We start from the raw sequence: 24,186 nt of genomic DNA, 5'->3' as shown, positions 1-24,186 counted from the left end.
TATTCATACAATTGATGATCAACATAGTATACTTCATCCGCTTAATCGGCTCATCTTTTTATGCAGGTGCTTTCCTCGCCATGAACAAACCGTTGTCTTCCCGTTTTTTATTAAAATCATTCGGTATGGCTGCCGTGTGCATGAGTTTAGCTGCTTGTGGTGATAAAGCTTGGTGGTCAAACAATGATGAGCCTGAACTAGAAAACAAACAGATTAAACGTCTAATTCCATCACGTGTGCATGACCGTGAATCATGGGCTAAAGATATTGACGACATTATGAAAGACTTGGATATTCCTAAAACCAAGACAAATGTCTGTAGTATTGTGGCAGTAGTAGATCAAGAATCTAACTTTGTCGCCAACCCTCAAGTGCCAGGATTAGGTCAAAAAGCAGTTGAAGAAGTTAGCACACGTTTAAATGAAAAATTTGAAGATAAGCTTGGCAAAACCATTGGTGGAACAATTGCTGGTTATTTTGAAGAAGTGCTAAAAACTCAGCCTTCTCCTGATAACAACTATATGAGCCAAATGCGTAAAGTTAAAACCGAGAAAGACCTCGATTTACTTTATCGAGAAATTTTCGATTTTATGGCTAAGCATTACCATGTGAGCGCATTAACGGGTGCTGCCAAATTGGTTGGTCAAGATATTGGCGAGAAAATGAACCCTATTACGACCTTGGGTTCTATGCAAGTCCATATTAATTATGCGAAAGCCAATAAACGCTCAAGCATGAATACTGCTGCACTTCGTGATGACTTATATACGGAATATGGCGGTTTATATTATGGTATTCATCGTTTAATGGTGTATCCAGCTAATTATGATAAAGCCATTTATCGATTTGCAGACTATAACTCAGGCATGTATTCTAGCCGTAATGCTGCATTTCAAAGCATGCTAAAGGACCTAACAGATACAGAAATCAGTCTTGATGGCGATCTACTTCTTTACACAAAAGATGGTGATCCACGCCCGACTAAGAGCCAGTCAGAAAAAGAACTGATTACTGTATTTGCAAAAAATAATGTATTAGTTACGGCCAGACAAATTCGTGATGATCTTAAATTAGAAAAAGAGAAAAAGTTTGAAAGTACACAAACCTATATTGCCCTGACTAAACTTTATAAAACGAAGACAGGTAAAGAACCTATCTATGCAATTATGCCGCAAGTCGTTATTTCTGGGCCAAAATTAAGTCGTGACTATAATACCAACTGGTATGCAACCCGCGTAAACGGACGATATGAATCATGTATGCAACGAGCGAAACGAATAAGACTATAAAAAGTCTCGCCCTGTTCGATTTTGATGGAACCTTGTGTAGCAAAGACAGTTTTACAGGGTTCATCTTTTATGCTTTATCTAAGCGCCACATTGTTAAGCAAGGCTTGAAAATCCTGCCATGGATTCAAGCCTACTATCTTAACTTTTATCCAGCCCATGCTATGCGCGCCAAGTTATTTCGCAGCATGTTCAAAGATACCTCCGCAATTGAACTGCAAAGATTAGGTGAAGAATACGCACAAGAGCTAGTCTCTGCGCTCTCACCTGAACTTTTCGCACAGTTACAACACCACCAGTTACGTGGTGATCGTGTGGTACTGGTTTCTGCTTCAATCGATGTCTACCTTGCCCCACTGTGCAAGTTACTAGATATCGAATTAATTTGTACTGAAACTCAAATTAAAAACGGCATAGTGACGGGTTACTACTCCACCCCAGATTGTAGTAGTGAACAAAAGAAGTTAAGAATACATCAGCAATATACACTACAGCATTATCATCAAATTTATGCTTACGGTAATAGCTCGGAAGACCTAGATATGTTGAGTCTCGCCACACATCCGTACATGGTGGGTGAAGATCGTGTTCTACCTCGTTTAGCGCCAGAAAAAAAGCTCGCATAAAGCGAGCTTTTTTAATTTTACAGCAATCTAGTAAATCGCCATATGATCACGATGAATCATTTCAAGTGAACGAGCTTCACCAAGCACTTGATAAACCTTATCAGAGGCTAAGCCTTTAATAATCTCAGCAGATCGTGAGCTAAAATTCACTCGACCCACTGCAATACGCTTACCTTGTTTATCGACACATTCAACCACATCACCACGATCAAAATGTCCTTCAACAGTTTTAACCCCAACAGGGAGTAAACTGCGATGTTTCAATTTAATCGCTTCAACAGCACCATCATCAATTACAAGACGGCCTGCTGTCTGTAAATGAGCAGCGAGCCATTGTTGATGAGCAGTCATACGGTCTTTATCTGTAGTAAACAACGTACCTAGCATTTCACCCGACATCGCACGTGATAAGACATTATCACTTTCACCACTTGCGATGAGCGTTGGACAACCCGACTTGGCAGCTAAACGTGCAGCACGAACCTTAGTCACCATACCGCCTCTACCGAGTAAACCACCACCGCCAGCCATTTCGAATAAAACATCATCCATGGCACGAACAGTAGAGAGTAGTTTAGCATCAGGGTTATGACGTGGATCTGAGTCAAACATACCCTGCTGATCCGTTAAAATGATCAGCAATTCTGCATGAACCTGACCTGCAACCATCGCAGCTAGAGTATCGTTATCACCAAAACGGATCTCATCGGTAGATACCGTATCATTTTCATTAATGACCGGAATCACACGCCAATCAATCAAGTTTTGCAAAGCATCACATGAGTTTAAATAACGACGGCGGTCCGCTAGATCATCATGTGTCAGTAAAACCTGAGCAGTACGAATACCATGTTCTTCAAGCACACTAGACCAAGTATGAATTAAACCCATCTGCCCAATCGCAGCACAGGCTTGTAGACTGGGTAGATCGGTGGGTCGACTCGCAAGCTTCATACGAACCATACCTTCAGCCACAGCTCCAGAAGACACTAAAATAATTTCGTGTCCGGCATTGTGTAGATCTGCAATCTGTTTCGCCCAATGCGAAATAGCATCCAAATCTAAACCTTGCCCATTGGCTGTGAGTAAAGATGATCCGATTTTAACAACGATTCGTTTACACTCACTGAGCTGACGTTGCCCATCGACCACTTCTATCATGTTTTCCTCGGTTTTCTAGTCACGAACGTAGACGCTTTCTACATCATTGTCGTCTTCATCATCGTCAAAATCATCATCATCGCCTAACATGCCTTCAAGACGTTGTGCTCGACGCATAGCGCGATATGCTTCTTTTGCCGCAATGGTTTGTTCACGTGTTTCAACTTCTAGTTGTTCACGGAAAGCTCTTACTTCTGCTGCATATTCAGGATCTTCAACTTCGCGTTCACGTTGTTGTTCAAGCTGATCCATGAGGTAATACACAACCTCTTTAGTTCCTTCACTTAATAAGCCTGATGTCTTAAAGACAGGTCCAGTCCACTCTAGTTCATCTAGAATATGCTTACACCACTCTTCACGACTTTCTTCAGCAATCTGATCAAGTTTATTCAGTACCAAAACAATCGGTAATTTAGCCAAAGTAGGTGAAAACTTAGCTAACTCGTTCATAATTGCTTTTGCATTATGCGCCGGATCGGAACCATCAATTGGTTGCACATCAATAATGTGTAAAAGGATACGCGTACGTGCCAGATGTTTAAGGAAACGAATTCCCAAACCTGCACCTTCTGCTGCACCTTCAATCAACCCAGGAATATCGGCCATTACAAATGAACGATGACGGTCAGCATCTACTACACCTAGGTTTGGAACCATGGTTGTAAATGGATAGTCTGCCACTTTTGGTTTTGCAGCACTTACAGCACGAATAAAGGTTGATTTACCAGCATTTGGCATACCCAATAAACCAACATCTGCCAATACTTTTAATTCAAGGCGAATTTCACGAAACTCACCTTTTATACCAGTCGTACATTTACGCGGAGCACGGTTAGTTGATGATTTAAAGTGGGTATTCCCCAAACCACCATCACCACCACCTGCAACCAGAATTCTTTGGCCGTCTTCAACCAAATCGCCAATAATATCGCCTGAATCTGTATCAACAATTGTTGTACCAACAGGTACTTTTAAAACCACATCTTCACCACCACGTCCGGTACAGTTAGCACCTGCACCATTCTTTCCGCGCTCAGCACGGAACTTACGTGTGTAACGGTAATCGACTAGCGTACTCGTATCATCATCAGCTTGAATATAGATACTTCCACCACGTCCACCATCACCACCATCTGGACCACCAAATGGTACAAATTTTTCACGGCGAAAACTGGCTACGCCATTGCCACCGTCGCCAGCCTCTACGGTAATGACTGCTTCATCAACAAAGCGCATCTGCCAATCCTCTAAAAACTCTAAAACCGCCTATTCTGCCATATTTTCATAAAATTCTCGAATATAAAATGGGACAATTCCTATTTATAACGATCTGTTTTTATATTTAAGTCATCAGAAGCATTTTAGATCCACAAATACAGCTTATATTGAAAATAAAATGCAGGATGACTATTTAATTTTTAAGGATGAACATTGCGTAGAGGTAAGGTCATTTGCATATCAAGATTTGCTTTTGTTTTTGGAACCGAATTATACATAATGGCATTAAATGAAGAGACATTCCCCATTTCCATAGGGTCATTCACTTGTAGACTTGGTTTAAACTGATGTTTAACCGATAAATTTACTGGCTCATCGAATTCAAAATAAACAGGACCATCAAAAACAATTTTAATCGGAATGGTATAACTACGCTTTAACTGAAAAGGCACATCTAACTTTATGGGGATATCAAGTTTAAGTGGAAATTTAGGTAACAACTTATTTTGATAGATCAAGTCTGTAGTTGTTTCAAGAGGCATAACCTGATCAATTTTTAGAGTCGTTGTATAATCAACATTTACTGTAACGGGTGTCTCTACAGCAAAACTGATATCTGCTAAATATTTCCCTTTCAGCGGTAGAGTCAGTTGGCGGTCTATATCCAATGTTGTATCAAGTTTACCAATAGATTGGACATGCAAAGTGTTGCCAACTTGAATCTTTGTTTCTAAAGAGTCAGGTAAACTAATATCTGCGTTATGAGCCGAAACCACTACATTTGCTTGAATATTGAGGTATACCCAAAACATAACAGCGGCAAGTATCATCATTAAAATGAAACTGATGAGCATACTCTTGAGTGAACGAAACATTACCATCCACCCTATTGATCAGCTGTCGTCTGCGACGTTTCTGAACCTAATACCCGATTTAATCGCATACTGGACAGAGGGATTTTTAACTCACCATTTGCAATCTTCACAGGTAAAGTATTTTTCACATCAACCGAAGCATTTAGCGCTGTTTTAACAGGGACACTCAAATTACCCTCAATTGGAATATTTGTATCTAATCTTGCTTTTAGAGGAATATGTAAATTTTCTTTTAATACTGTCCGCACTGGCGCATCAAATTTCAAATGAACCTTTTGCTCAAGCGGAACATTAATATCAATCGGAACATCAAGTTTTAATGGAATTGATCCCTTTAACGGTAAGGTAATATCACGCCCTAAAACTCTGACTTGAACCTTCGTATCAATTGGTAAATTTTGCTCAACTTTTAATACTTCTTTGACAGGAATTGTTGTGCTAATGGGCACCATATTATCGAAATAAACACGCGGAGTTAACGTTTGTGTTAATGGAATATTTAATTGCTCATCAATTGGAATACTGGCATTTACCCGCCCTTTTACATCAACATTTAAAGCATCTTGTACTTTAACTTTAACCTGTAGGGGTTCTTGCAAATCAATAGCAACTGCCTGATTCTTCAATGGAATATAAATATTAAAATGCTTAAACACCCATATTGCAATGAGTACACCACATAAATTGGCAATAATGATGAATATAAAAACGACCAACAAACGTTTAAACTGCGACAATTCCAATCCCTTACTATTTTCTTTTTTTCCTTAATTCATATTCTCATTTATTTACAAAAAATAGTCAGCATATATTTTGTACGGTTGTAAAAAAACCCAGTCTAAACTGGGTCTTTTTGTGAAAATCTTTTATAGATCGTTAAGTGATCTTAAGCATTCAATTCTGCTGGGATTTTTTTGTAGCTTACGCCGCACATTTGTTCAGCGATACGTAATACCTGACAGCTATAACCTACTTCGTTATCGTACCAAACATAAGCAGTTAAACGGTTACCAGAAGTAATCGTTGCTTGAGCGTCATATACACCAGCAGTACGAGAACCGATAAAGTCACTCGATACAACTTCAGTCGAGTTGGTATAACCAATTTGACCTTGAAGGCTAGAGTTAATTGAAATTTGACGAATGTATTCGTTCACTTCTTCGCGATCAATTTCTTTATCAAGCGTTAAGTTCAAGATAGCAAGAGATACGTTTGGTGTAGGAACACGTACAGAGTTACCAGTTAACTTACCTTTTAATGCAGGTAATGCTTTAGCAACTGCTTTAGCTGCGCCAGTTTCTGTAATTACCATGTTTAAAGTAGCAGCACGACCACGACGATCTGCTTTATGGTAGTTATCAATCAAGTTCTGGTCATTTGTAAATGAGTGAACAGTTTCAACATGACCATTAAGAACTTTATATTTGTCATCCAATACTTTAAGAATTGGAGTAATTGCATTTGTTGTACAACTTGCAGCAGAGATGATTTTGTCTTCATCTAAGATGTCTGTGTTGTTTACGCCAAATACAACGTTTTTCATTTCGCCTTTACTTGGTGCAGTCAATACAACACGTGCAACGCCTGGGCATTTCAAGTGTTGGCTTAGACCTTCAGCATCACGCCATTTACCAGTATTGTCGATTAAAAGTGCATTTGAAATACCGTATTCAGTATAGTCAACTTCACTTGGGCTAGACGCATAAATCACTTTAATGAAGTTACCATTAGCAATGATTGCTTCGTTTTCTTCATCAACAGCGATTGTGCCAGCGAAAGTACCGTGAATAGAGTCACGACGAAGTAAAGAAGCACGTTTTGCTAAATCACCATCAGAAGATTTACGCACAACAATTGCTTTAAGGCTTAAACCACGACCTAGACCTGATTGGCTAATAATCAAACGAGCCAAGATACGGCCAATACGACCAAAACCATAAAGAACGACATCTTTAGGTTGTTCAGAAGTTGCGCTACCTTTGATTGACTCAACTGCTTGAGCAACAAAAGCATCAACATCACCGCCTTTTTCTTTATATTCAACAGCAAGTTTACCGATATCAACTTCTGCAGAACCAATATTTTCAAGCTTAGCTAAAGCTTCTAAAATTGGGAATGTATTTACAACAGAAAGCTCAACGTCTACAACACGTGTACGGCGGTGAGTTTTCAAAATTTGGATAACAGAACGGTTAATTAAAGAGCGACCGTAAACAGATACGACAATATTTTTTTCACGGTATAATTGTCCGATTAATGCAATCATACGTTCCGCGATTTCTTCACGGTTTTTCCAACGGCCTTGGTGTTCAGCATGCAGGGCGATGATAGTGTCTTTGCTCACAGATACGTCCTCTAATTAATTATATCTAGGCGTGATTTTTTAAACCCCGTAATTGTAATGGAATTATTGGCAAGAATGAATCAAAAGCTGACGTTAGTGATTAGATTTTCCTAAAATTCATCATAAATTCATAAAATACCTATAATTATTTTTTATTATTTTATTGTTTAAAGCAGCTAAATTTTTGCTTTTTCTTACTTTTTAGATTCTGAGCCTCTAATCAAGCTCATCATTTTTTAATCTTTTTTGATATTTCGCGATGTTGAGCTGCAAATTTTTGGCTTTTTGACGTTGCTGATAAAGGTGAACCGCCCCTTCTAAAACTAACACAAATACTGCACACCAGATCGGAATATAAGTGAACCATTCTTCTTGGCCAATACTCTCCCCTAAAACTAAAGAAGCTAGAGCAAGTAATACAGGTTCCAAATATCCTAAAAGTCCAAACACAACTAACGGTAAAAAGCGACTTGCCAGAATATAACTTCCTAAACCAATAGCACTTAAAATTCCAAGCCCAACAATGACCAAAGTAAGACTCGGCTGGTCTATAAATTTGCTATAAGGGAGTAAACCCGTATGGGTCAAATAAATCGCAATCGGCAGAATAATAACTAAGTCCCACCAAAAACCGCCTAAATTGTCTGTTTTAATGGTCTTACGTAATAAAAAGTAGGCAGAATAACCAACTGCAACCAGTGCAGTCTCCCAAGCGATACTTCCTAAACGCCAGATCTCATGGCCCACTCCAATGACAGCAAGAATAATTGCGACCCATTGAAATTTTGATATTTTTTCGCCATACAGCACACTTCCAGCCAAGACAAGAACAAGCGGCAATAGAAAGTAGCCTAAAGATACTTGTAAGCCACGCCCATGCATTGGCCCCCATAAAAACAGCCAAAGTTGTACTGAAGTTAAAATAGAGGTTGTGATTAACAACAATAATAAAAACGGCTTTGCCAAAATACGCTGGTAGATATTTTTTATATATCCTAAATCACCGCTCCACCACATAAACAAAGTGAGAACTGGTAGTGTTGCAATAATCCGCCATCCAAAAGTCTGTTCACTATCAAGCTGACTTAACAATTGAGTATAAAAATAAAGTACACCAAAAGTGATAGATGCCATGACAGACAAGCTCACGCCCTTAAACATCATCACCCTCTTATACTTTAGTAAAAACAGCTCACCACAATACTTGATTTATCCACTATAAAAAAGAAAAAAACCATGTAAAAACATGGTTTTTTATTAATCAGACATCTACAGCTATTCTTTATGTTCTGTATGAATAATATCGCGAATATCAAAACCTAATGTTTTTGCATAATTTAGATATTCATCAACCACTTCTTGTTCAGGATGAGGTGTTCTTGATAACACCCAAAGATATTTACGAGAAGGTTCTCCTACTAAAACAGTTTGATAGTCTTCATCTATTTTTAAAATCCAGTAATCTCCACGAATAACTGGAATCCATCTCACAGCTTCCGGTAAGAAACTCACCTTCAATTTCGTGTTATATGGCGGATTTACGACAAAGGCTTCACCAATAGATTGCTGTAATTGTTTTCTATTGTCATAACAGCGATTATCTACAACCACATTTCCATTTTCATTTAAGGTATAAGTTGCAGATACGTTGTAAGCACATTTTTTTTGAAAAAAAGCAGGCTTACGGGCGACCTCATACCAGACACCTAAATATCGGTCCAGTTCAACTTTATAAACGGTTTGCAAAGGTTTCGGCTGAGCATAGACATACGTTCCAACAGCTAAACCAGCCAAAACAACACCGCCCAACGCAATTTTAGCCAAACGCCAACTGGCTTGCGGAACATTATTTCGAAATGCCATTGTTGCCCTCAACGATTAGTTGTGAATACAAAAGAACTCAAACATCTACAGTAGCTTGTTTTTTAAACACATTATGTAGCGTTATGTATTCGTTTATTGCAACATTTGCGCTTTTAATCGAATGATTTCATCACGTATCCGCGCTGCCTGCTCGAACTGTAAATCTTTCGAGGCCTTTAACATATCTTTTTCAAGCTTAGTAATATGCTTACTAAACAGTTTAGGATCCGAAAGAATATGTCTTTCGTCGGCACTCAATGCTTGTGCTTGCTCAAGTACTTTTTCATCAATCTCGTCATCTGAAAGTACCTCACCCGAGTCAATTTCTTTGACAACCTGACGAACAGCACTACGTGGCGTAATACCATGCAGCTCATTAAATTCAATTTGTTTGGCTCTACGACGATCAGTTTCATCTATTGCTTTTTGCATAGAATCGGTAATTCGGTCAGCATATAAAATTGCTTTACCTTTCACATTACGCGCAGCACGACCAATCGTCTGAATAAGTGAGCGTTCCGAACGTAAAAAGCCTTCTTTATCTGCATCTAAAATAGCAACCAAAGAAACTTCCGGCATATCCAGACCTTCACGTAACAGGTTAATACCGACTAAAACATCAAATACACCTGTACGTAGTTCATGAATAATTTTGACGCGTTCAACCGTATCAATATCTGAGTGGAGATAAGCGACCTTAACGCCATATTCTTTTAAATAAGAAGTTAGGTCTTCTGCCATACGCTTGGTTAAAGTGGTAATTAATACCCGTTCATTCAAGTTTTTACGAATATTAATTTCAGAAAGAACATCATCTACTTGGGTTAAGACAGGACGAATCTCAATTTCAGGGTCGATGAGACCTGTTGGACGTACCACTTGTTCAACGATTTGATCTGACTTTTCTAATTCATATTTAGCAGGTGTTGCACTTACAAAAATGGTCGTCGGTACAATACGCTCCCACTCTTCAAATTTCATTGGACGGTTATCAAGCGCACTTGGCAAACGGAACCCATAATTCACTAAGTTTTCTTTACGTGACCGGTCACCTTTATACATCGCTCCAATTTGCGGAACAGTAACGTGTGATTCGTCAATAATGAGCAAAGCATCTTCCGGAATATAGTCGAATAAAGTTGGCGGTGCTTCACCAGACGGACGCCCAGACAAATGACGCGAATAGTTTTCGATACCATTGGTATAACCCAACTGCTGCATCATTTCCAGATCGTAACGTGTCCGTTGCTCAATACGCTGTGCTTCAAGCAATTTGTCATGTTCACGGAAGAATTTGAGCTGATCTTGTAATTCGTCTTTAATTGTATCAATAGCACGGGTCAAATGATCTTTTGGTGTCACATAGTGGCTTTTCGGGTAAATCGTTATCCGAGAAACTTTACGAACCATTTTACCAGTTAGCGGGTCAAACCAACGGATTGAATCGACTTCATCATCAAATAGTTCAATACGAATCGCATGTTGATCAGATTCCGCTGGGAAAATATCAATAATTTCGCCGCGAATACGATAAGTACCACGTAAAAATTCAAGTTCATTCCGCGTATATTGCATTTCAACCAATCGGCGGATGATTTCATCGCGACTTACTCGGTCGCCCTCAACCACATGCAGCAACATTTGCATATAAGCATTCGGGTCACCCAAACCATAAATTGCAGAAACTGATGCCACAATAATTGCATCACGACGTTCTAATAAAGCTCGTGTTGCTGATAACCGCATCTGATCAATGTGATCATTAATGGCTGAATCTTTTTCAATAAACGTATCCGAAGATGGAACGTAAGCTTCTGGTTGGTAGTAATCGTAATAACTTACAAAATATTCGACCGCATTATTGGGGAAGAAAGATTTAAACTCACCATAAAGCTGGGCAGCCAAAGTTTTGTTATGAGCCATCACAATTGCAGGTCGCTGTGTTTGGGCGATTACATTTGCCATGGTATAGGTTTTACCTGAGCCCGTTACCCCTAGCAATAACTGATTACGAAAACCATGCTCGATACCATTGACCAGCTTTTCAATTGCCTGTGGCTGATCACCTGCTGGCTGATAATGAGTGACCAAATCGAAAGGTTGATTTTCGTTCAAAGTTATCTCTCTTTATGAAAAAATTGAATTTAACGTCTCCCCCATTAATGGGGATTTTTATCTTAATTTAAAGTGCAAATTGAGTTGGAAATTCAATGTAAAAGATTAAGCATCTTAACACTTGACCAATACCCTAATCAGTTGCAACATGAAGCTATCCATTAAATAAAAAGCATAACCATGACCTATCAATATCATGATGAAAGTATTGTAACCGAACTTCCCGAAGATACAGTTTTTGTATTTGGAAGTAACCTTGCTGGACAGCACGGTAGCGGTGCAGCACGCGTTGCCAGTCAACACTTCGGAGCAGTTGAAGGTGTAGGTCGCGGCTGGGCTGGTCAAAGCTTTGCAATTCCCACCTTAAATGAACATATTCAACAAATGCCTCTTTCACAGATTGAGCACTATGTTGAAGATTTTAAGATATATGCAAAAAATCATCCTAAAATGAAATATTTTGTCACGGCTTTAGGTTGTGGCATCGCAGGTTATAAAGTTTCTGAAATTGCGCCACTGTTTAAAGATATTCATCACAACGTTATCTTTCCAGAATCTTTTAAACCTTATGTTGAAGATAATGCAGTTTCTGAATTTCCGACATTAACCCAAAAGATGGTGAAAAGTTTCATTAATGATGATGTTATTTTTTACTTTAATCATGGAAGTGAATCTTTTGAAGAAGCCTTAGATAAAACAGATTTATCAAATGCCGAAAAAGCCATTGCTCTTATTGTTTTAAATGAAGAGCTATACCCTCGGGATCGTTATGGACGAGGCCGTGATCATGAGCTGAGTGATATTTTAGGTAAGCTCAATGGTAAAATTTTCGACCTGCACGGAAACTCTGAGGGCGCCATGATTTTTGTAAGTGCTGTGGTTGCACTCATGGAACTTTATGATTTTGACGAGCAAGACTTTATCAAACTATGGCGTGGTGAAAAGAATATTGATCACCCCATTAATCGTTAATTTTTCTTATAAATTTATGAGTTAAGCAGATAATATCTGCTTTCTCATTATTTGATTTTCACTTACATTTAATCTTTATATTTTTAATTATTCTAATAGATTTAAGTTCTTTATCTTCCCAAATCTTAATTTTTCTCATTATACTTTAAGGCAAACTGAATACTTAAAGAAACATATGGAAACTTTAGATTCTTCAATTTTTGACCTTAGCCCAATTCCAATGTGGATTGAGGATTTCAGTGAAGTTAAACAACAATTTGATTTATGGAGAAATCAAGGTATTGAAAACCTCCATGAATTTTTAAGTCAAAATAAAAACTTAATCAGTGAATGTGCACATAAAATTAAAATTGTTCGTGTTAATCAAAAAACATTAGAACTTTTTGAAGCCAAAACTCACGAAGAGCTATATTCGAATTTAAATCTTATTTTTAAAAAAGAAATGTTCGAATCACATATTCATGAACTGGAAGAACTATGGAATGGTAAAACTCACTTTTCAAGTACGACTGTAAATTACACCTTATCAGGCAAACGTATTGATGTTCAGCTAAGAGGCTCAATTTTACCCGGCTCTGAATCGACCTTTGAGCGTGTATTAATTACCACCGAAGACATTACGCCCTATCAAAATGCACTTCGTGAGGAAGCAAAAAATCGTCGATTAGCTGAGTCTATGTTTATCTATTCACCCACTTCTCTTTGGGTCGAAGATTTCAGCCGTATAAAAAATAGAATTGATCAACTCAGATTATTAGGTATTGAAGATTTTAGAACTTTTCTAGATGTCCATCCTGAATTTGTCCGTCAGTGTGTAGAAGATATTCTAATTTTAGATGTTAATCAGGCAACTCTTGATTTATTTAAGGCTCCTGATAAGTCGACACTTTTAAGAAATACACATAAGATTTTTGCTGAAGAGATGATTGAAACTTTTCGGGAACAACTCATCGAATTATGGCAAGGTAATATTCATCATAAGCGTGAAGCCATTAACTATGCTTTAGATGGGCAAATGAGAAATGTCTTACTTCAATTTACTGTTTTCCCAGGTTATGAAGACACTTGGGGACTGGTACAGGTTGCACTGACCGATATTACGGCGCGAAAAAAAGCGGAAAACTATCTTGAATATTTGGGGCAGCACGATGTCCTGACCAAACTATATAATCGCGCTTTTTTTACAGAGGAATTGAACCGTTTAAACCGAAGTATTATCCGACCTGTTTCTTCAATTTTCTTAGATATGAATGGATTAAAAGAAACAAATGATCAGTTTGGTCATGATATTGGGGATGGCTTATTGCGTCGCGTCGGAAATATTTTAAGTCAGGCCATTTTAAATACAGCATATACGGCTTCTAGAATAGGTGGCGATGAATTCGTAATTTTAATGCCAGGGGCAGATGAGGCGAATGTTCTAATTATGCTTCAAACCATTCAAGAGCTTTTTAATATCGACAATCAATATTATTCAAGCCACCCAATTAGCATTGCAATTGGACATGCAACCACTCAAACAAATGAACAAATTGAGGACATGTTAAAGCGAGCTGACCATCACATGTACCAAAAGAAAAAAAGCTATTATCAGGAAATTTTATTTAATCAATAAAAAAACAGGCATATTGCCTGTTTTCGAGATTAGCGTTTTCCCATAGAACGACGAGTACCACGCGGAGGCATCCACGTTCTATCTGCGTATTGCTCTGGTTTTGGACGCACTTGGTTGTGTACCGCGTCGTCGGCTTCATTGCTATCATTCGGCATTGGGAATGGCAATTTCACCAAAGCCTTTTTCTGTTTTGGCTGTTGCTCAGTCATGATTCATTCTCGAAATTTCGATTGCGACCTATTATAAATGATTTTCTCATTTCTTTCTAAAAAAGCTTCAATTGAATAAATATTGCTTAAGGTGATTACTAAACTAAACTTTTTTACATCTGAAAAGGTTCACATCCGCAAATTACTTAATTTTTGCGATAAGATAGTATGCTTTTTATTTTTTAATCCCATAAGAGGAATATTGCCGTGGACGTACGTCTTTCTGATCGTGTCAATGCCATCAAACCGTCCCCTACACTTGCTGTAACCAACAAAGCTGCTGAACTTAAAGCTGCTGGCAAGAATGTGATTGGTTTAGGTGCTGGCGAACCAGACTTTGATACCCCTCAACACATCAAAGATGCTGCAATTGAAGCGATTAATAATGGTTTCACCAAATATACGGCTGTAGATGGTACTCCTGGGTTAAAAAAAGCAATTATTGCTAAATTTAAACGCGATAATAATCTTGATTATCAAGCGAATCAGATTTTGGTTTCATGTGGTGGTAAGCAAAGCTTCTTTAACTTGGCTCTTGCTCTATTAAACAAAGGCGATGAAGTTATCATTCCAGCACCGTTCTGGGTAAGCTATCCAGATATGGTCATTATTGCTGAAGGTACTCCAGTCATTGTGAAATGTGGCGAAGACCAACGCTTCAAAATTACTCCTGAACAATTAGAAGCGGCTATTACCCCTAACACTCGTTTAGTTGTATTAAACAGCCCATCTAACCCGACAGGAATGATCTATAGCAAAGCTGAATTAGAAGCTTTAGCTGAAGTATTACGTCGCCATCCACAAGTGTTTGTTGCATCTGACGATATGTATGAACCAATTCGTTGGGAAGATGAGTTCTACAACATCGCAACTGTTGCTCCAGATTTATATGATCGTACGATTGTTTTAAATGGTGTTTCTAAAGCATATGCGATGACAGGTTGGCGTATTGGCTATGCAGCCGGCCCAGCAAAAATCATTGGCGCAATGAAAAAAATCCAGTCTCAATCAACTTCAAACCCAACTTCTATTTCACAAGTTGCTGCTGAAGCTGCATTGAATGGTCCTCAAGACGTCCTTCAACCAATGATTAAAGCGTTCAAACGCCGTCATGACTTAGTCGTAAACGGCTTGAATGAAATCAAAGGGATTTCTTGCTTGCCTGCTGACGGTGCTTTCTATGCCTATGCAAACATTCGCCCTCTTATTCGTGCAAAAGGCTTAAAATCTTGCACAGAATTCTCTGAATGGTTACTAGAAGAAACTGGTGTAGCAGTAGTGCCTGGTGATGCATTTGGTCTAGGCGGTTTTATGCGTATTTCATATGCAACAGCTGACGAAGTACTCGTTGATGCGTTAGCACGTATCAAAAAAGCTGCTGACTCAATTGACGGTGTAGATGCTGCTATCGCTTCTATTGAAGCTGAAAAAACAGCTAAGTAATTTGTAATTTTAAAAGGAGGCTTCAACTTCAAGTTGAGGCCTCCTTTTTTTATGAATAGAAAATTAAAAATTTTATTCTTAGCTACTATTTATGACTCAGCAGAATTAAATAAAGCCATGACCTCAGCTTCAGTCATTTTTTTTGTATTATTTTGAAAGGCATAAAAACCAGGTTTTGAATCAATAAAAATTTCCAGATCTAACTTTAAGTCATTTACGGGTTCATCTAAAGAAAATGCATTAATGTTGCAGTAGCCTTGATCCTTAGTTCTCCAAAAAATTGTAGTTCCGCAGGCGTTGCAAAAGCCTCTTTCTCCCCATTCGGAAGAGTTAAAAACACTGAGATGTTCTTGATGAATAAACTTTAGACTACCTTGTACAACATCAATCGTCATAATAACACCACTGGTTTGTCGGCGGCACATCGAACAATGGCAAACATGGACATCATGATTTTTTAGCTCTACCTCAAATGTAGTCTTACCACATAAACATTGACCGTTCATTATTATTTCCCATTGATAAGTTTTATATTTTTAATTTCATAAAATATTCTGTCTAATTAAAATTTACAAGTTTGTAAACTATAACTGAACTTATCACTTCATTTTTCTAACTTGACAATAGTACTTTTACATCATAATTTAAATACAAGTTCCATTTAAGAACTTATAGAATTAAAGGACTCAAAAATGAAAAATCCCATGGAAATGACTGGTCTTGAATTTTTACAAGCGATGATTGATGGCCATATTCCAGCAGCAAGTATTAGTAAAACCATACCTATGCAACCTACTGAAATTTCAGAAGGATCTGTTACGTTCAAAGCCCAAGCAGATCATAATCATCTAAACCCGCTAGGCGGCGTACATGGGGGCTTTGCTGCTACAGTTTTAGACTCTGTGACTGGCTGTGCCGTACACACTATGCTACCTGCTGGCGTAGGCTATGGAACCATCGACCTCAATGTAAAAATGTGTCGTCCAATTCCAAAAAACCATCCTTTAATTGCAACAGGTAAAGTCATTAACATAAGTAAAAACTTAGGAATTTCCGAAGGAAAGATTATTGATGAGGAAGGTAAACTTTATGCTTATGCAACAGCAACCTGCATGATTATTCGCCCATAGTCATAAGAGGCAGCCTTAAACCGCTGCCTTTTTTATTGAGTAATATTGGTTATTTGGACGATCACAGGTTTGCGCCACTACATAAGGTGCCCAAATACTCTTGAGTTGAAGCTCTACCACCTCTTGATATTCAAAAGACCAAGCTAGAGCTTTATTTTTACCCAGTAGTAACTCCCCTTCTAATTGAAAAATATATAAGGGTTTAGAGGGATTTAATAGTTTTGAACTTTTTAAAACTTTTAGTGAACTATGCACATCCCATTTAGAACTGAACCAAAGCTGCAATAAATCACCTAAGTACAAGTCCTGCTTTTTAAAAGGATAAGCATCAATCGACGCACCCTCTACAGGTGTGTAATAAGATTCTGTTCGACTTAAGATATTGAGATAATTGCGTTGATAAAAATCAAAATTAGAAAAAATAGAGGCAATAGTAAGTGTTTTCATACTTATCTCCGATTTAGCCATTTTAGTGCTGGCAAGTTGGTTTAAATCCACACTGTTTGAATTTCTTCAAACGCTTGTTCTTATTTAAATCTAGCAATTGAATTTCTAAAGTGCAAGTAATTTACTCCAACACCGTCCAACTGATCAAATAAAAAGCATACAACACAAAAATGAAGGCAACATGGCGATTTTCACTTGACCCTTCTCAAAATCTCCTTATAATCGCATGCAGATTCTCCCATAGCTCAGTCGGTAGAGCGACGGACTGTTAATCCGCAGGTCCCTGGTTCGAGCCCAGGTGGGAGAGCCAAATACTAAAAAGCCCGCAGCATTAAAGCGGGCTTTTTTTTGCCATAAATTTATCAATAACTATAAAAAAATCCCCTATCATGACGTAGAGGATTTAATGATTAATCTACTAGTTTCATTCAATGACCTAATCTAAATCTAAAAGAAATATCACCATCAATCCTCTTCTTAGGTCATTTTTAAACTTATTATTCTACTTCAACAACTTTTAGGGGATTAAAGGACTGAGTAGTCGGCATAATTTCAATACGGTTAATATTAATATGTGGAGGCTGTGATGCAACCCACGCTACCGTATTTGCAATATCTTCAGGCAAGATTGGGTTCTTTTTATCATACAGACTATTTACCTTTTCCTGATCGCCCTTGAAACGCACCAAAGAAAATTCTGTACCACCACAAAGACCTGGCTCAATATTAGTTATTCGAATACCAGTACCTGACAGATCAGCTCGAAGATTTAAACTAAATTGCTCCACAAATGCTTTGGTTGCACCATAAACATTACCACCCGGATATGGGTATGTACCTGCAATTGATCCCATATTGATAATTAAACCGGACTTTTTCTTCACCATATTCGGTAAAATTAACCGCGTAACAGTAATCAATCCTTTAATATTGGTATCTACCATGGTGTACCAATCATCCAAATCTGATTTATCTGCTGGCTCTAGGCCTAATGCTAATCCGGCATTGTTAACCAATAAATCAATTTGACTGATTTGAAATTCAGCTGGTAAATCAACCAATGCTTTATTTATATTTTCTACTGTATCCGTCATATCAAATACGAGTGGATAGAATTTTTCACCAAGCTCTTGCTGTAATTCTTTTAGTTTTTCTGCTCGTCTTCCACAGCCAATAACCTTATAACCCAACTCAATCAGTTTTTTTGAAATACTATAACCAAAACCCGCAGAAGCGCCTGTAACTAATGCTAACATTCTTATATCCTTAAAATATTCGACTACTTTAGTTGAACCGATTATGAACAAACCTATCTTTATATTTACATAATATTCGTTATTACTTTCAAAAATAAAAGAATTTTCTAAAAAATTTAATTATGGATAACAATATTTAAGGAAATTAATTATATAGATATGATTTTATCAGGAGTATCAGGTAATAAATACCACATCCCCAGATACTAACCACTTATAAAAATAATTAAAAATTAAAGAGTTAAAATAAAAAAAGTTTACCTAGGAAGATAAACTTTTTTATTTACAACTTTTTTAATTATGCAGGCACGCCGCTGTGAAAACGAAAGGTATCGTCAGGCGTTAAAATCAGATTCTTTTCAACCTCACGAATATGCTCAATGCGCTGCTGAATATCCTCTTTAGGATTTTTCATTTTTGCAGTTTTTGCAACATCGAGTGCAAGTGCCAAATAATCTTCAAAATGACGAGACTCTGACTTAAGCAAATAGCGATAGTAGCGCCCCAACTCTTCATCTACGCGCGGAGCAAGCGCATGAAAGCGTTCGCATGAGCGCGCCTCAACAAAAGCACCTACCACAAGTACATCAATTAAAGCTTCCGGCTCATAAGTACGAATCTCTTTACGCAATCCACCTGCATAGCGCCCCGCACTTAAGCCATCCCATTTCTGACCACGCTTGGCCATTAGCTCAAGCACCTGTTCATAATGGAGCATTTCTTCCCGTACTAGTTGTGCAAGCTTTACTTGCAAATCAGGGAAAAAACTATAGCGGAACATTAAGTTCATTGCTGTGCTAGCTGCTTTTTTTTCACAATTAGCATGATCTTGCATCAAGATATCTAAATTATTGACCGCCTCATCTAGCCATGCATTTGGCGTTTGACATCCTAAAAAGGCCAAGACAGGTTGCATTAACTCATCGTAATTGATACTCGACATAACCAATTAACCTGCCACCTGAATTGCTGCTTTCATATCTTTGACAGCTTGAACAAGACCTACAAAAATGCTTTCAGCAATAATTGAGTGTCCAATATTTAACTCATGAATTTGTGAAATAGCAGCAATTGGAGCAATATTTTTAAGGTTAAGGCCATGACCAGCATTTACCACCAAACCTTTTGAAGCTGCGTATTCAACACCTTTGACAATACGCGCCAACTCAGCCTGTTGATCTTGCTCCGTTGCCGCATCTGCATATGCACCCGTGTGCAACTCAATCGTAGGTGCGCCACATGCAACTGCTGCATCAATTTGAGCTAGATCAGCATCAATAAATAATGATACATCACAACCAATAGCGGCTAAGGCCTGAGTTGCAGCTTTAACTTTTTCAAAGTTACCTACTACATCCAAACCACCTTCAGTTGTTACTTCTTGGCGTCTTTCAGGAACGAAGCATACATGCTGTGGCTGAATTTCTTTCGCAAACTCGACCATTTCATCAGTAACAGCCAACTCTAGATTCATGCGTGTTTTTAGTAATGGTCGCATGCGGCGTACGTCATCATCTTGAATATGGCGACGATCTTCACGCAAATGCAAGGTAATTCCCTCTGCACCAGCTTGTTCACAAATAAGAGCAGCTTCTACAGGGTCTGGGTAAGTAGTACCGCGCGCCTGTCTTAAAGTAGCAACATGGTCTATGTTTACACCAAGCAATGCAGCCATAAAAAAATCCTAATTACGATTGAGTTTGAGTATTTTGAATCCACAATTGTCGACTTTTTAGGGGACGATCTCCTAAAAGCGATGTAATCATTTGACGGTATAGTTTACCTAATAATTGTAATTGTTCGTGAGAAAAATCCTGTCCTTGCTCATAATCCACCATAGACAAAATCGCTTTTCCTGACAAAGAGGAACGACTCGCCTGCGCAACAGGAGCAAAACCTTCGGTCACTTGAAATTGATAAAACTGATGAGCCTGTATTGGCTGCTGCTGAGTATCAATTGAAAAATCAAGTGCGTACCCAAGTTCAGGCAAAAGCACATGTTCGAACTGACGCAATATCTGTCTTAAAAAAAGATCGGGCTGATCATTAGAAGCGAGCTGCTGTAACTGCAATAGAGTTAACTGATATTGCTCAAAAGATTGAGGCATTGCCTCTTCAAGTGGGCATAGCCGAAGAATGATTTCACTTAAATAAAATCCGGCAAAAAAGGCGTCACCAAAAAAGAAAACAGGCTGATTTAATATTTCTAACTTAGTAAAGTTCTTCAGCTCACTTTTACCAGTTGCTTGCAATCGGATAGGTTGATACTGAGGGGGCGGAGTCTGTCTTAAAATACCATCGACTCGCCCATACTCCTGAGTAAAAAGATGCACAATATGACTTTTTTCACGGTACTTACGGTGATGAATCATATATCCATGAAGGACTTCATTGCGCATCATAAAAAGAAACTATTCCTCAGATTCTTTTTCTTTTTTATCATCATCACCATCAGGGATCACCGCACCTACAACAGCTGCTGTACCTTTGACAACACCTTTTGTAGTTTTATAAGCGATACCTACTGGTACGGTTACAAGCTTATATACACAACCTTGTAACATCAATGTACATCCAATTATAGCGACCAATGATGTAATTGTTTTCATACCAGTATCCTTATCCTTTAGATATCACTATATCCTAAGCTTTTTAAAGCACGCTCATCATCAGACCAGCCACCCTTCACTTTTACCCAAAGTGTGAGCATAATTTTTTGCTCAAACATCTTTTCCATGTCTTTTCGAGCGTCCATACCGATTGTTTTAAGCTTGGCACCTTTTTCACCAATCACAATCGCTTTTTGGCCCGCACGATCTACAAAAATCGTTGCATCAATATAGGTACAAGCTGGTTTTAAACGACCAGTTTTCTCATTAACAGCAGCCTCTTCCGTTTTGAAAGATTCAATTTGTACTGTTAAATCATAAGGTAGTTCTTCACCTAACTGGCGCATGATTTTTTCACGAATAATTTCGCTAGCTAAAAAGCGTTCAGAACGGTCAGTAATCTGATCAAATGAATACAAAGGCGCTTGATAAGGAAGATACTTCTCAATCGTTTCACTCAAGTGTTCCAGATTTGCTCCGCGTAATGCAGATACAGGAACAATCTCGGCAAAATTCATAAGCTTGGCACGCTCTTGAATTAAAGGAAGAATATCTCTTTTATCTTCAAAAGTATCAGCCTTATTAATCACCAAGATAACTGGCATTTCAGCATTCTTAAGTTTTTCAAGCACTAAGTCATCATTTGGGGTCCACTTATAAGCATCAATAACAAATAAGACCAAATTGACGTCACGTAATGCAGAATGAGCTGCACGGTTCATCATTTTATTAATAGCGCGTACTTCTTTTTTATGCATACCTGGGGTATCTACATATACCGCCTGCATTTTTTCACGCGAATCAATACCAATAATTTTATGACGTGTTGTTTGAGGTTTACGCGAAGTAATAGAGAGCTTTTGACCTAATAAATGGTTCATGAGGGTAGATTTACCCACATTTGGACGTCCTACAATCGCCACAAATCCGCTCTTAAAATCCGAAGGAATTGTCACGCCTTTGGAACTAAAAAATTGATCAATCAGATTATTAGGATCTTGGTTATCATTTGAATCTGGATTGATTTGATCAGAATGCATCGACATGCAGGTTATTGCTCCAATAACTTTAAAATTTCCGCCGCTGCTGCCTGCTCGGCAAAACGACGACTTGAACCCTCACCATAAATCTTTGATAAACCATCTATCAAACATTCAACTTTAAAGTGCTGGTGAGGTGCATCACCCTGAATATCTACAACCTCGTAAACAGGGAGAGGTTTTTTACGTGCTTGTAGATACTCTTGTAAACGTGATTTCGGGTCTTTAAGTTGATCCGTAGGTTCAATATGGTCTAAATAGGGTACATACCATTTTAGCACAATATCTGTAAGTAAGTTGAGATCACCACTATCAATATAAATTGCACCAATAATGGCTTCTACCGTGTCAGCTAATATTGACTCACGATGATGACCACCAGATTTCAATTCACCCGTACTTAATATTAAACACCGACTAAGTTGCAAATCGGTTGCAATCTTACCTAAAGCTTCCTGACGGACTAAAGTCGCTCGCATACGCGTTAGACGACCTTCGTTTTCATTTGGATAGGCATGATATAGATAATTGGCAACAATCATGCCCAATAATGAATCGCCTAAAAATTCCAAGCGCTCGTAATTGTATTTATGACTCACCGAACGATGAGTCAAAGCTAACTGTAACAACTCAAGCTGCTTGAATTGATATCCGATGCGACTCAATAAGCGAGGATCACTTAGTTTGAACTGATGTTTTATCAAAACTCTTCTCAAATGTTAAAACTAAATCAATATTTGATAAGAAAGGTTTTCTTACTTCATATTTCTTTTTGACTGTCAGACCAGACTGATTAAACACTTGCGCAATCTCTTTAAAGTGGAGATCACGAATATTGTTCATTTCCAGTCGCTGATCCATTTGTGTCACAAATTTCTGTGGTGTGATCTCAGAAGAGCTTTCTTGTAAAAGCTCCTCTATCTGATTATTAATCAGTCGATCATCCCAATATGCCGGCCAAACTGCAAGTACAGCTTTTACTGCAACTGCAAATATAACCACCCCAAATAAAATTGCTAAATACGAAGTACCTTGTTGTGCCTTACGCATTTCTTTTTTTCCTAATGGTTGTTTTTAATCTATTTTTCCATTTCGGCCAAAGTTAGGAAGATGTAAGCCCGGTTCTTTATGCATCCAGACATAGAATGCTCGTCCTGTTAAATTTTCCTCAGGAACGAAGCCCCAGAAACGACTGTCTGCACTTTGGTCACGGTTATCCCCCATTGCAAAGTAATGTCCTTTTGGAACAGTCACTTCCCAATATAAACCGTCTTGGTTTGCATATTTACCATTTTCAACATAGTTGATAAACGGTGCTTGACGTGCCACATTTACGCCTTCAAGCTCACGCATCGTAAAGGTGTGTTCACCAACCGTCTCTTTATGATAAATAGACGTTGGGGTATCTAACACATCTTTTTCGCGACTAAACTGTGTTAATACTTTCGGTACTTTTTGTCCGTTAATAATCAATTGTCCATGATCATAAACAAGATGATCACCCGGCAAACCGATTACACGTTTAATATAGCTAATGGTAGGTTGAGGTGGATAACGGAATACAATCACATCACCACGCTTTGGTTCGCCCACATCAATAATCTTCTTATTGACGATAGGTAAACGCACACCATAATCAAATTTATTAACCAGAATAAAATCACCAGTTTCTAGGGTAGGTACCATAGAGTCTGATGGAATATTAAATGGTTCATAAAGAAATGAACGAAGTACAAGTACTACAGCTAAAACTGGCCAAAAGTCATAGGCCCATGTAATAACAAAATTTTCGTTCCCGCGCCCTTTATTTGCACGCTGTTTGAATACAAATTTATCTAACAACCACACTGCAAATAGAATCAGCGTAACTGGAACAAGAATTAAATTAAAATCAAAATCCACACGACCTCACTCGCAGCCTAGCTGCTTGTCTTAAAGTGGGGAAAAAGTAATATCTTACTTCTCCCCCCTCATTTC

At 38.2% G+C, this 24,186-nt stretch carries 25 protein-coding genes, 1 tRNA gene and 2 pseudogenes; 7 read left to right on the top strand and 21 right to left on the bottom strand.

Annotation, left to right across the window (positions count from 1 at the left end; genetic code table 11):
* The first annotated feature begins 80 nt into the window (after nucleotides 1-80).
* Complete coding sequence (locus tag AC07M3_RS14420; protein WP_494567605.1) at nucleotides 81-1,289, top strand: DUF1615 domain-containing protein; 1,209 nt, start codon at nucleotides 81-83, stop codon at nucleotides 1,287-1,289.
* Nucleotides 1,256-1,912, top strand: coding sequence for an HAD-IB family hydrolase (locus AC07M3_RS14415; protein ID WP_494567604.1), 657 nt, complete (start codon nucleotides 1,256-1,258; stop codon nucleotides 1,910-1,912). Before AC07M3_RS14420 ends, AC07M3_RS14415 begins: the two co-directional genes overlap by 34 nt.
* Before the next feature lie 27 nt (nucleotides 1,913-1,939).
* Here AC07M3_RS14415 and proB read toward each other — a convergent pair whose 3' ends face one another.
* The 8 genes from proB to uvrB all read right to left on the bottom strand — a co-directional run bounded on the left by proB (nucleotide 1,940) and on the right by uvrB (nucleotide 11,488).
* Nucleotides 1,940-3,073: a glutamate 5-kinase gene (proB, locus tag AC07M3_RS14410; protein WP_494567603.1), complete on the bottom strand. Its 1,134-nt coding sequence runs from the start codon at nucleotides 3,071-3,073 to the stop codon at nucleotides 1,940-1,942.
* 15 nt (nucleotides 3,074-3,088) lie between these two features.
* A complete protein-coding gene (gene cgtA / locus AC07M3_RS14405; RefSeq protein WP_494567602.1) occupies nucleotides 3,089-4,309 on the bottom strand; it encodes an Obg family GTPase CgtA in 1,221 nt (406 codons plus the stop codon).
* Between the two features lie 182 nt (nucleotides 4,310-4,491).
* Nucleotides 4,492-5,166: a hypothetical protein gene (locus AC07M3_RS14400; RefSeq protein WP_494567601.1), complete on the bottom strand. Its 675-nt coding sequence runs from the start codon at nucleotides 5,164-5,166 to the stop codon at nucleotides 4,492-4,494.
* An 11-nt stretch (nucleotides 5,167-5,177) separates the two neighbouring features.
* Nucleotides 5,178-5,903 carry a hypothetical protein gene (locus AC07M3_RS14395; RefSeq protein ID WP_004643644.1) on the bottom strand — a complete coding sequence of 242 codons (726 nt, stop codon included), beginning with the start codon at nucleotides 5,901-5,903 and terminating at the stop codon, nucleotides 5,178-5,180.
* Nucleotides 5,904-6,052: 149 nt separating this feature from the next.
* Entirely contained in the window at nucleotides 6,053-7,510 is a 1,458-nt protein-coding gene (locus AC07M3_RS14390; RefSeq protein ID WP_003650341.1) for a glyceraldehyde-3-phosphate dehydrogenase, read from the bottom strand.
* A 216-nt stretch (nucleotides 7,511-7,726) separates the two neighbouring features.
* Nucleotides 7,727-8,674 carry an EamA family transporter RarD gene (gene rarD, locus AC07M3_RS14385; protein WP_494567600.1) on the bottom strand — a complete coding sequence of 316 codons (948 nt, stop codon included), beginning with the start codon at nucleotides 8,672-8,674 and terminating at the stop codon, nucleotides 7,727-7,729.
* Between the two features lie 111 nt (nucleotides 8,675-8,785).
* Nucleotides 8,786-9,373, bottom strand: a complete 588-nt coding sequence (locus AC07M3_RS14380) for a lipocalin family protein (RefSeq protein WP_005038917.1) — start codon at nucleotides 9,371-9,373, stop codon at nucleotides 8,786-8,788.
* 93 nt (nucleotides 9,374-9,466) lie between these two features.
* Nucleotides 9,467-11,488, bottom strand: a complete 2,022-nt coding sequence (gene uvrB / locus AC07M3_RS14375; protein WP_494567599.1) for an excinuclease ABC subunit UvrB — start codon at nucleotides 11,486-11,488, stop codon at nucleotides 9,467-9,469.
* Between the two features lie 180 nt (nucleotides 11,489-11,668).
* On the opposite strand from uvrB, the gene AC07M3_RS14370 reads away from it, so the two are divergent.
* Complete coding sequence (locus AC07M3_RS14370) at nucleotides 11,669-12,460, top strand: A1S_2505 family phage non-structural protein (RefSeq protein WP_494567598.1); 792 nt, start codon at nucleotides 11,669-11,671, stop codon at nucleotides 12,458-12,460.
* 175 nt (nucleotides 12,461-12,635) lie between these two features.
* Nucleotides 12,636-14,072: pseudogene (locus AC07M3_RS14365) on the top strand (sensor domain-containing diguanylate cyclase); the annotation flags it as partial.
* A gap of 32 nt (nucleotides 14,073-14,104) precedes the next feature.
* Here the strand turns inward: AC07M3_RS14365 and AC07M3_RS14360 are convergent.
* Nucleotides 14,105-14,284, bottom strand: coding sequence for a hypothetical protein (locus tag AC07M3_RS14360; RefSeq protein ID WP_005038911.1), 180 nt, complete (start codon nucleotides 14,282-14,284; stop codon nucleotides 14,105-14,107).
* Between the two features lie 207 nt (nucleotides 14,285-14,491).
* Between AC07M3_RS14360 and AC07M3_RS14355 the strand changes: the two genes are divergently transcribed.
* Nucleotides 14,492-15,727, top strand: coding sequence for a pyridoxal phosphate-dependent aminotransferase (locus tag AC07M3_RS14355; RefSeq protein WP_092706516.1), 1,236 nt, complete (start codon nucleotides 14,492-14,494; stop codon nucleotides 15,725-15,727).
* Nucleotides 15,728-15,816: 89 nt separating this feature from the next.
* Here the strand turns inward: AC07M3_RS14355 and AC07M3_RS14350 are convergent, their stop codons facing one another.
* Nucleotides 15,817-16,233, bottom strand: a complete 417-nt coding sequence (locus AC07M3_RS14350) for a GFA family protein (RefSeq protein WP_092706518.1) — start codon at nucleotides 16,231-16,233, stop codon at nucleotides 15,817-15,819.
* A 186-nt stretch (nucleotides 16,234-16,419) separates the two neighbouring features.
* Between AC07M3_RS14350 and AC07M3_RS14345 the strand changes: the two genes are divergently transcribed.
* Entirely contained in the window at nucleotides 16,420-16,857 is a 438-nt protein-coding gene (locus tag AC07M3_RS14345; RefSeq protein WP_005045861.1) for a PaaI family thioesterase, read from the top strand.
* Between the two features lie 15 nt (nucleotides 16,858-16,872).
* On the opposite strand, the gene AC07M3_RS14340 is transcribed toward AC07M3_RS14345, so the two are convergent.
* On the bottom strand, nucleotides 16,873-17,304 hold the full coding sequence (locus AC07M3_RS14340; protein WP_494567597.1) for a hypothetical protein: 432 nt from the start codon (nucleotides 17,302-17,304) through the stop codon (nucleotides 16,873-16,875).
* Nucleotides 17,305-17,387: 83 nt separating this feature from the next.
* Nucleotides 17,388-17,486, bottom strand: a pseudogene (locus AC07M3_RS14335) (hypothetical protein); the annotation flags it as partial.
* A 52-nt stretch (nucleotides 17,487-17,538) separates the two neighbouring features.
* Between AC07M3_RS14335 and AC07M3_RS14330 the strand changes: the two are divergent.
* Nucleotides 17,539-17,614: transfer RNA gene (locus tag AC07M3_RS14330), tRNA-Asn, on the top strand.
* A 187-nt stretch (nucleotides 17,615-17,801) separates the two neighbouring features.
* Here AC07M3_RS14330 and AC07M3_RS14325 read toward each other — a convergent pair.
* The 9 genes from AC07M3_RS14325 to lepB all read right to left on the bottom strand — a co-directional run bounded on the left by AC07M3_RS14325 (nucleotide 17,802) and on the right by lepB (nucleotide 24,111).
* Complete coding sequence (locus AC07M3_RS14325) at nucleotides 17,802-18,560, bottom strand: SDR family oxidoreductase (RefSeq protein ID WP_494567596.1); 759 nt, start codon at nucleotides 18,558-18,560, stop codon at nucleotides 17,802-17,804.
* A gap of 298 nt (nucleotides 18,561-18,858) precedes the next feature.
* A complete protein-coding gene (locus tag AC07M3_RS14320; protein WP_494567595.1) occupies nucleotides 18,859-19,503 on the bottom strand; it encodes a MiaE family protein in 645 nt (214 codons plus the stop codon).
* A gap of 6 nt (nucleotides 19,504-19,509) precedes the next feature.
* Entirely contained in the window at nucleotides 19,510-20,235 is a 726-nt protein-coding gene (gene pdxJ, locus AC07M3_RS14315; RefSeq protein ID WP_483901863.1) for a pyridoxine 5'-phosphate synthase, read from the bottom strand.
* A gap of 13 nt (nucleotides 20,236-20,248) precedes the next feature.
* Nucleotides 20,249-20,962: a DNA repair protein RecO gene (gene recO / locus AC07M3_RS14310; RefSeq protein ID WP_056481428.1), complete on the bottom strand. Its 714-nt coding sequence runs from the start codon at nucleotides 20,960-20,962 to the stop codon at nucleotides 20,249-20,251.
* A 9-nt stretch (nucleotides 20,963-20,971) separates the two neighbouring features.
* A complete protein-coding gene (locus AC07M3_RS14305; RefSeq protein ID WP_004643661.1) occupies nucleotides 20,972-21,169 on the bottom strand; it encodes an NF038104 family lipoprotein in 198 nt (65 codons plus the stop codon).
* A 17-nt stretch (nucleotides 21,170-21,186) separates the two neighbouring features.
* Entirely contained in the window at nucleotides 21,187-22,209 is a 1,023-nt protein-coding gene (era, locus tag AC07M3_RS14300) for a GTPase Era (protein ID WP_080028321.1), read from the bottom strand.
* A gap of 11 nt (nucleotides 22,210-22,220) precedes the next feature.
* Nucleotides 22,221-22,913, bottom strand: a complete 693-nt coding sequence (rnc, locus tag AC07M3_RS14295) for a ribonuclease III (RefSeq protein ID WP_004643662.1) — start codon at nucleotides 22,911-22,913, stop codon at nucleotides 22,221-22,223.
* Nucleotides 22,885-23,259 carry a DUF4845 domain-containing protein gene (locus tag AC07M3_RS14290; protein WP_004643664.1) on the bottom strand — a complete coding sequence of 125 codons (375 nt, stop codon included), beginning with the start codon at nucleotides 23,257-23,259 and terminating at the stop codon, nucleotides 22,885-22,887. The genes rnc and AC07M3_RS14290 overlap by 29 nt, the downstream gene beginning before the upstream one ends.
* 24 nt (nucleotides 23,260-23,283) lie before the next feature.
* Nucleotides 23,284-24,111: a signal peptidase I gene (lepB, locus tag AC07M3_RS14285; protein WP_056481432.1), complete on the bottom strand. Its 828-nt coding sequence runs from the start codon at nucleotides 24,109-24,111 to the stop codon at nucleotides 23,284-23,286.
* Nucleotides 24,112-24,186: the final 75 nt, after the last annotated feature.

This window comes from Acinetobacter sp. GW821-FHT09D10, from assembly GCF_059416285.1.
Note: the sequence above shows the minus strand (reverse complement) of the source record. Positions and strands in the feature narration are given on the sequence as shown.

Excerpts from the sequence above, each read along its gene's own strand:
- AC07M3_RS14320 (WP_494567595.1), bottom strand. The coding sequence starts at position 19,503 with ATGTCGAGTATCAATTACGATGAGTTAATGCAACCTGTCTTGGCCTTT.
- rarD (WP_494567600.1), bottom strand. The coding sequence starts at position 8,674 with ATGATGTTTAAGGGCGTGAGCTTGTCTGTCATGGCATCTATCACTTTT.
- AC07M3_RS14290 (WP_004643664.1), bottom strand. The coding sequence starts at position 23,259 with ATGCGTAAGGCACAACAAGGTACTTCGTATTTAGCAATTTTATTTGGG.
- pdxJ (WP_483901863.1), bottom strand. The coding sequence starts at position 20,235 with ATGGCTGCATTGCTTGGTGTAAACATAGACCATGTTGCTACTTTAAGA.
- AC07M3_RS14340 (WP_494567597.1), bottom strand. The coding sequence starts at position 17,304 with ATGAAAACACTTACTATTGCCTCTATTTTTTCTAATTTTGATTTTTAT.
- AC07M3_RS14305 (WP_004643661.1), bottom strand. The coding sequence starts at position 21,169 with ATGAAAACAATTACATCATTGGTCGCTATAATTGGATGTACATTGATG.
- era (WP_080028321.1), bottom strand. The coding sequence starts at position 22,209 with ATGCATTCTGATCAAATCAATCCAGATTCAAATGATAACCAAGATCCT.
- AC07M3_RS14415 (WP_494567604.1), top strand. The coding sequence starts at position 1,256 with ATGTATGCAACGAGCGAAACGAATAAGACTATAAAAAGTCTCGCCCTG.
- AC07M3_RS14345 (WP_005045861.1), top strand. The coding sequence starts at position 16,420 with ATGAAAAATCCCATGGAAATGACTGGTCTTGAATTTTTACAAGCGATG.
- proB (WP_494567603.1), bottom strand. The coding sequence starts at position 3,073 with ATGATAGAAGTGGTCGATGGGCAACGTCAGCTCAGTGAGTGTAAACGA.
- AC07M3_RS14350 (WP_092706518.1), bottom strand. The coding sequence starts at position 16,233 with ATGAACGGTCAATGTTTATGTGGTAAGACTACATTTGAGGTAGAGCTA.
- AC07M3_RS14360 (WP_005038911.1), bottom strand. The coding sequence starts at position 14,284 with ATGACTGAGCAACAGCCAAAACAGAAAAAGGCTTTGGTGAAATTGCCA.
- AC07M3_RS14370 (WP_494567598.1), top strand. The coding sequence starts at position 11,669 with ATGACCTATCAATATCATGATGAAAGTATTGTAACCGAACTTCCCGAA.
- AC07M3_RS14380 (WP_005038917.1), bottom strand. The coding sequence starts at position 9,373 with ATGGCATTTCGAAATAATGTTCCGCAAGCCAGTTGGCGTTTGGCTAAA.
- recO (WP_056481428.1), bottom strand. The coding sequence starts at position 20,962 with ATGATGCGCAATGAAGTCCTTCATGGATATATGATTCATCACCGTAAG.
- AC07M3_RS14325 (WP_494567596.1), bottom strand. The coding sequence starts at position 18,560 with ATGTTAGCATTAGTTACAGGCGCTTCTGCGGGTTTTGGTTATAGTATT.
- cgtA (WP_494567602.1), bottom strand. The coding sequence starts at position 4,309 with ATGCGCTTTGTTGATGAAGCAGTCATTACCGTAGAGGCTGGCGACGGT.
- AC07M3_RS14420 (WP_494567605.1), top strand. The coding sequence starts at position 81 with ATGAACAAACCGTTGTCTTCCCGTTTTTTATTAAAATCATTCGGTATG.
- AC07M3_RS14400 (WP_494567601.1), bottom strand. The coding sequence starts at position 5,166 with ATGTTTCGTTCACTCAAGAGTATGCTCATCAGTTTCATTTTAATGATG.